This window comes from Pseudomonas emilianonis (genome assembly GCF_023072625.1).
GTDB lineage: Bacteria > Pseudomonadota > Gammaproteobacteria > Pseudomonadales > Pseudomonadaceae > Aquipseudomonas > Aquipseudomonas paraveronii.
The window spans coordinates 1-5,759 of record NZ_JAKNRV010000328.1 but is presented as its reverse complement, the minus strand read 5'-3'; the positions used below and the strand labels follow the sequence as shown (position 1 = coordinate 5,759).

The following is a 5,759-nucleotide window of genomic DNA, read 5'->3' as shown; positions in this document are numbered from 1 at the left end:
CAGCGTCGGTCAGGCAGAAGCGCGCGCGCTCGGCCTTGTCCACATCAACGGTTTTCACCGAGCGACCGGCCTTGGCCTCGTCGCCGTAGATCATCTTGATGGCCTTGCTGCCCAGGTTACGGCGCAGATGATCACCCTGGAAATGGGCAAACCCATCGCTCAGGCCCGCGCCGAAATCGAGAAATGCGCGCAACTCAGCGAGTGGTACGCCGCCCACGGCCCCGCCATGCTCGCCCCGGAACCGACGCTGGTGGACAACGGCACCGCGCATATCGAATACCGCCCGCTGGGGCCAATCCTCGCCGTGATGCCATGGAACTTCCCGGTGTGGCAAGTCCTGCGCGGCGCCGTGCCGACGCTGCTCGCCGGCAACACCTACTTACTCAAACACGCGCCGAACGTGATGGGCAGCGCCTACCTGATGAAAGCGGCGTTCCACAAAGCCGGCTTTGCGCAAGGCCTGTTCGAAGTGCTCAACGTGACCCAGGACGGTGTGTCCAAAGCCATCGCCGACCCACGCATCGCCGCCGTCACTCTCACCGGCAGCGTGCGCGCCGGCATGGCTATCGGCTCCCAGGCCGGTGCCGCGCTGAAGAAATGCGTGCTCGAACTGGGCGGCTGCGACCCGTTCATCGTGCTCAACGACGCCGACCTCGACGCCGCCGTCCAGGCTGCCGTGATCGGCCGTTTCCAGAACAGCGGTCAAGTCTGCGCTGCCGCCAAGCGTCTGATCATCGAAGCCGGCGTGGTGGACGCGTTCACCGCCAAGTTCGTCGAAGCCTGCCGCCAACTGGTGATGGGCGACCCGACCTCGACCAGCACCTACCTCGGCCCGATGGCCCGCTTCGACCTGCGCGACGAACTGCACGGCCAGGTCCAGGCCACCCTGGCAGAAGGCGCGACCCTGCTGCTGGGCGGCAACAAAGTGCCCGGCGCCGGCAACTACTACGCGCCGACCGTACTGGCCGATGTCACCGACCAGATGACCTCGTTCAAACAGGAGCTGTTCGGCCCCGTCGCCTCCATCATCAGCGCCCGCGACGCTGACCACGCCGTGGCCCTGGCCAACGACAGCGAGTTTGGCCTGACCGCGAGCATCTTCACCCGCGACTCGGCGAAAGCGCGCGATATCGCCGACCAGTTGGAAACCGGCGGGATCTTCGTCAACGCCTTCAGCGTGTCCGACCCTCGGGTGGCGTTTGGCGGCGTGAAAAAAAGCGGCTTTGGCCGCGAGTTGTCGCACTTTGGCGTGCGGGAATTCTGCAATGCGCAGACGGTATGGCTGGATCGTAAGTAAGCCAAAGCAACCCCTGTGGCAAGGGAGCGGGATCCCACTGGGCTGCGCAACAGGCTCAACAGCGAATATGCCGCCGCACGCACTGCACCAGCCCGTCCAGCGCCTGTGACTTCACCGGTGCGAGCACACAGACCGTGTGCTCGCGCTCACCTTCCGTCACGGTCAAGGTGTAATGCACCTGGCCTGGATTACCGGGTTCCGGCGCGGTGCTCTGCGGCAACTGAAAGAAGTGCGAAGCCTCGATCAGTTGCCGCAACTCTTGCTGGTCCGGCTCGGGCAGCTTCTCCAGTTCCACGGTGTTCGGTCGGGCCAGGCCCGGAAAAAACGCCGGACCACCGATTTCCTTGATCGAAATTTGCATGGCTGCTCCTCACCGCCCAGGCGGGTTGTCAGACGTTAATGCCCACGGCTTTCCAGCCTTCCTTCACCGCCTTGTGCTCAGCCTTGTCAGCACCGTACAGCCGACCGGCGATGTCGTAGGTGATGCGCGCGAAACGCAGAAACCCCGCGTTCGGCCGCAACCGCGAGTCGCGCAGCGCGTCATACCAGATACGCCCGGCGCGCTCCCAGGCAAACCCGCCGATCTTCGTGGCCACCTGATAGAACGCATGGTTGGGAATGCCGGAATTGATATGCACCCCGCCGTTGTCCTCATAGGTCTGCACGAAATCGTCCATATGCCCCGGCTGAGGGTCCTTGCCCAGCAGCTTGTCATCAAATGCGGTGCCTGGCGCTTTCATCGAGCGCAAAGCAGTGCCTTTGATTTTCTTGGTAAACAACCCCTTGCCGATCAACCAATCCGCATCTTGCGCCTTTTGCTGCAGCGCGTACTGCTTGATCAGTGAACCGAACACGTCAGACAGCGACTCGTTCAACGCACCGGATTGATTGAAATACATCAGCTTGGCCTCATCCTCGGTCACACCGTGGGCCAACTCATGGCCAATGACATCAAGGGCTATCGTGAACCGGTTGAATAGCTGCTGGTCGCCATCACCAAACACCATCTGGCTCGAGTTCCAGAACGCATTGTTGTAGCTCTGGCCAAAATGAACCGTCGCGTCCAGCGCCATACCAGCGTCGTCAATGGAATTGCGGTCGAAGACCTGTTCAAAAAAATCGAACGTGGCGCCCAACCCGTCATAGGCCTCGTCCACCGCGACATCACCACTGGCGGGCTGCCCTTCGCCACGGATCAGCTTGCCCGGCAGGCTATCGGCGCCCTCGGCGCTGTAGATCGAACGCCGTTTGTCGGGGCCCATGGCCAGGGCCATATGGGCGGCCCCTTTGGAGGGCACGGCAACCATGCGCAACGAACGGAACGTGCTGTCTTTGGCGCGAGTCCGTAACGCGACGTCCCGTTGCGCTTTATCGCCATTGCGGGCGATCTGGTCGAGCATGTACGGCGGGATCAGGCAGAAAATCGGATTGCGATGCTGGCGAACACACATTGGCTGGCTCCATTTTGGCGGGTGGTGAACGTCCGGGTAACCGCCCAAGGATAGTCCTGCTGCGACGGCTTGGCCCAAATTGTCATGAAGCTATGCTGCAGTAGTGTTTATCCAAGGACTGCGAGGAACTTACGATGCCCCCACGCACCGCCAAAATCGACCTTTCGCACCGCCCCCGGCTCGCCGATCTGCGCCCGTTGATCGCGGCCAGCCCCAGTCTCATGGAGGCCAGGACGGCGACTGCGCGTGTCACCGCGGCCAAGGACCTGCAGGACCGGGGCGGCTACGCTGAAGCGTTTCTCGACCGCTTCGTGGTGCCATGGCCCACGGTGGATGAGGCCCTGGCGGCTGACGTACAACCGCTGCGCCTGGACTACACGCATTTCTCAGTGACCATGTCCCGCTCAAGGCGACTGGCGCTCTACGTGGGCGCCAATATCGATGGCGGACAGCATGTGGAGATCATCCGCAGCAACGACGCCTGGGCCTATGACGGCCGCCTGCCCATCAGCGCACAGGTGGGCGACGCGCTCTACACCAACAATGGCCTGGACCGCGGTCACCTGGTACGCAGACAAGACCCCAACTGGGGCGACGCGGCCAACACTGCCAATGCCGACACCTTCCACTTCACCAACTGCTCACCGCAGATGAGCGGGTTCAACCAGAAGACCTGGCTGGAGCTCGAGGACTACATTCTCGATAACACTCAACGCTGGAAAGCCCGAGCCACGGTGTTTACCGGCCCGGTGTTGGCGGATGACGACCGTGTTTACCGAGGCGTTAAAATCCCCAAAGCATTCTGGAAAGTGGTCGCCTACCTCAGCGACGACGGCACGCCCTGCGCCAGCGCCTACATGATCGACCAAAGCCGTGAGCTGGGTCAGCTCGACCTCATGTTCGGGCAGCTCAGGACCTACCAGCGCAGCGTGATTCAGATCGAACGATTGACCGGTATTCGCTTCGGCAACCTGGCCGACTACGACGGTTTCAGCAACGAAGAGCGCGCCACGGGGACGCGAATTGAAGCGCTGATCCAGGGCCCTGAAGATATTCGTCTTTGAGCGGGCGACCTAAAGCTATATCGCCTCGCCGTGATCGACTACCATACCGCGCCGGTTCCCAAACGGGACTAATAGGGAATCCGAAGCGCGGTACACCGCGTCAATCGGAACTGCCCCCGCAACTGTAGATGCCGAGCCCGCTCCCCCATTGCCACTGGACCACGTCCGGGAAGGCCGGAGCGTGGCGACGACGCATCAGTCAGGAGACCTGCCGGCCCAGCAAAATCACTAACCGGCGGGGTGTCCGGGAAGGACATCCTTGCCTGCCTCAACCGCAGCGGTCGAGGGCGTGTTTCCGAACCGTACATCCCCAGTTCCAGGTACGGCTTCAAGGAGATTGCCCCATGCTGCCACGCGTTATCGCCCTGCTGACCGGGCTGGGCTTGTGTGCCCTGGCCCAAGCCAACCCCACTCAGTACCCGCTGACGCTGGAAAACTGCGGCAGCACCCTGACCTTTCAGCAAGCGCCCGCCCGCAGCGTGACCATCGGCCAGGCTGCCACCGAAATGCTCTATGCCCTTGGCGTGGGCGATAAAGTGGTCGGCACGTCGCTGTGGTTCAACAACGTGTTGCCACCATTCAAGGCGCTGAACGACAACATCGAACGCCTGGCCAATAACGAACCGAGTTTCGAGTCGGTGATCGCCAAACGCCCGCAACTGGTGGCGGCCGAGCTGGAATGGGTGGTCGGCCCGCAAGGCGTGGTGGGCACCCGCGAGCAGTTTCATGAGTTGAAGATCGCCACCTACCTGTTGCCCTCCGACTGCGAAGGCAAGGACAACCGGGTGGGCGCCGACGGCACGCGGCTGGAGCCATTCCGTGTCGACACGATCTACAAGAGCATCCGCCAACTGGCCGAGATTTTCGACGTACAAGATCGCGGCCAGCAACTCAACGATGAACTCAAGGCGCGCCTGGCCAAGTCCGTCGCCACGGTGCAAAGCAAGGGGCTCAAGCAGGCCAGCGCGCTGGTGTGGTTCTCCAGCGCCGAGATGGCCAGCGATCCCTACGTGGCCGGCCACAAGGGTGTCCCCGAATTCATGCTGCAGACCCTCGGCCTGCATAACGTGGTGCAGTCCGACGAGGAATGGCCCGCCGTCGGCTGGGAAACCATCGCCAGGGCCAACCCCACCGTGCTGGTGATCGCGCGCATGGACCGCCGCCGCTACCCGGCTGACGATCACGAACAGAAGCTGGCCTTCCTGCGCAGCGACCCGGTGACGCGCAACATGGACGCGGTGAAACACAACCGCATCATCATCCTCGAAGCCATGGCGCTGCAGGCCAGCGTGCGCACCTTCGATGGCCTTGAACAACTGGCGACGGCCATCGACGGCTACGACCTGCCGAAATGAGCGCCAGCCTGATACGAACCGTGCTTGCCCTGGCGTTGCTGCTGATCGCCGTGCTCGCCGGCGTGACCATCGGCGAAACCGCCATCACGCCACACGTGGTGCTCCAAGTACTGGCCAACAAGCTGTGGGCGGCCGGCTACGTGCTGGACCCGATCGATGAAGGCGTGGTGTGGAACTACCGCCTGACCCGCACCCTGGTCGCCGCTGCGTGCGGGGCGGGGCTGGCCACCTGCGGGGTGATTTTGCAGTCGTTGTTGCGCAACCCCCTGGCCGATCCGTACCTGCTGGGTATCAGCGCCGGTGCTTCGACCGGCGCAGTCCTGGTGCTGCTGATGGGCGTCGGCGGTGGTTTGGTTTCACTGTCGGTCGGCGCGTTCGGCGGGGCGATGGCGGCGTTTGCGCTGGTGGTATTGCTCGCACGGGCCAGCGGTTCGTCCAGCGGCACCGGGCAGATCATCCTCGCGGGCATCGCTGGCTCGCAACTGTTCAACGCGCTGACTGCGTTCCTGATCACCAAGTCGGCCAGTTCCGAACAGGCGCGCGGCATTTTGTTCTGGCTGCTGGGCAACCTCAGCGGCGTGCGTTGGCCGTC

Annotated in this window: 5 protein-coding genes, 2 pseudogenes and 1 riboswitch; of the genes and pseudogenes, 4 read left to right on the top strand and 3 right to left on the bottom strand. The window is 63.0% G+C overall.

All coding sequences use genetic code 11. From position 1 onward, the window contains the following. A pseudogene (locus L9Z73_RS24055) lies at positions 1 to 127 on the bottom strand (hypothetical protein); the annotation flags it as partial. Here L9Z73_RS24055 and L9Z73_RS24050 point away from each other — a divergent pair. Next, positions 110 to 1,297 (top strand): annotated as a pseudogene (locus L9Z73_RS24050) (aldehyde dehydrogenase family protein); the annotation flags it as partial. The pseudogenes L9Z73_RS24055 and L9Z73_RS24050 overlap by 18 nt on opposite strands. 55 nt (positions 1,298 to 1,352) lie before the next feature. Here the strand turns inward: L9Z73_RS24050 and L9Z73_RS24045 are convergent. Both L9Z73_RS24045 and L9Z73_RS24040 read right to left on the bottom strand, forming a co-directional pair. After that, complete coding sequence (locus L9Z73_RS24045; protein ID WP_247406412.1) at positions 1,353 to 1,658, bottom strand: protealysin inhibitor emfourin; 306 nt, start codon at positions 1,656 to 1,658, stop codon at positions 1,353 to 1,355. A gap of 28 nt (positions 1,659 to 1,686) precedes the next feature. Next, positions 1,687 to 2,748: a M4 family metallopeptidase gene (locus tag L9Z73_RS24040; protein WP_247406409.1), complete on the bottom strand. Its 1,062-nt coding sequence runs from the start codon at positions 2,746 to 2,748 to the stop codon at positions 1,687 to 1,689. 134 nt (positions 2,749 to 2,882) lie between these two features. Between L9Z73_RS24040 and L9Z73_RS24035 the strand changes: the two genes are divergently transcribed. The 3 genes from L9Z73_RS24035 to L9Z73_RS24025 form a co-directional block, all read left to right on the top strand. Then, entirely contained in the window at positions 2,883 to 3,812 is a 930-nt protein-coding gene (locus L9Z73_RS24035; protein ID WP_247406407.1) for a DNA/RNA non-specific endonuclease, read from the top strand. A gap of 35 nt (positions 3,813 to 3,847) precedes the next feature. Next, positions 3,848 to 4,042, top strand: a riboswitch (cobalamin riboswitch). A gap of 114 nt (positions 4,043 to 4,156) precedes the next feature. Next, a complete protein-coding gene (locus L9Z73_RS24030) occupies positions 4,157 to 5,167 on the top strand; it encodes an ABC transporter substrate-binding protein (protein ID WP_247406404.1) in 1,011 nt (336 codons plus the stop codon). Between the two features lie 8 nt (positions 5,168 to 5,175). Then, the coding region (locus L9Z73_RS24025) for a FecCD family ABC transporter permease (RefSeq protein WP_430624312.1) at positions 5,176 to 5,759 on the top strand (584 nt) is incomplete at its 3' end.

Bases quoted from the DNA above. Each gene is read 5' to 3' on its own strand.
- L9Z73_RS24045 (WP_247406412.1), bottom strand. From the start codon at position 1,658: ATGCAAATTTCGATCAAGGAAATCGGTGGTCCGGCGTTTTTTCCGGGC.
- L9Z73_RS24040 (WP_247406409.1), bottom strand. From the start codon at position 2,748: ATGTGTGTTCGCCAGCATCGCAATCCGATTTTCTGCCTGATCCCGCCG.
- L9Z73_RS24035 (WP_247406407.1), top strand. From the start codon at position 2,883: ATGCCCCCACGCACCGCCAAAATCGACCTTTCGCACCGCCCCCGGCTC.
- L9Z73_RS24030 (WP_247406404.1), top strand. From the start codon at position 4,157: ATGCTGCCACGCGTTATCGCCCTGCTGACCGGGCTGGGCTTGTGTGCC.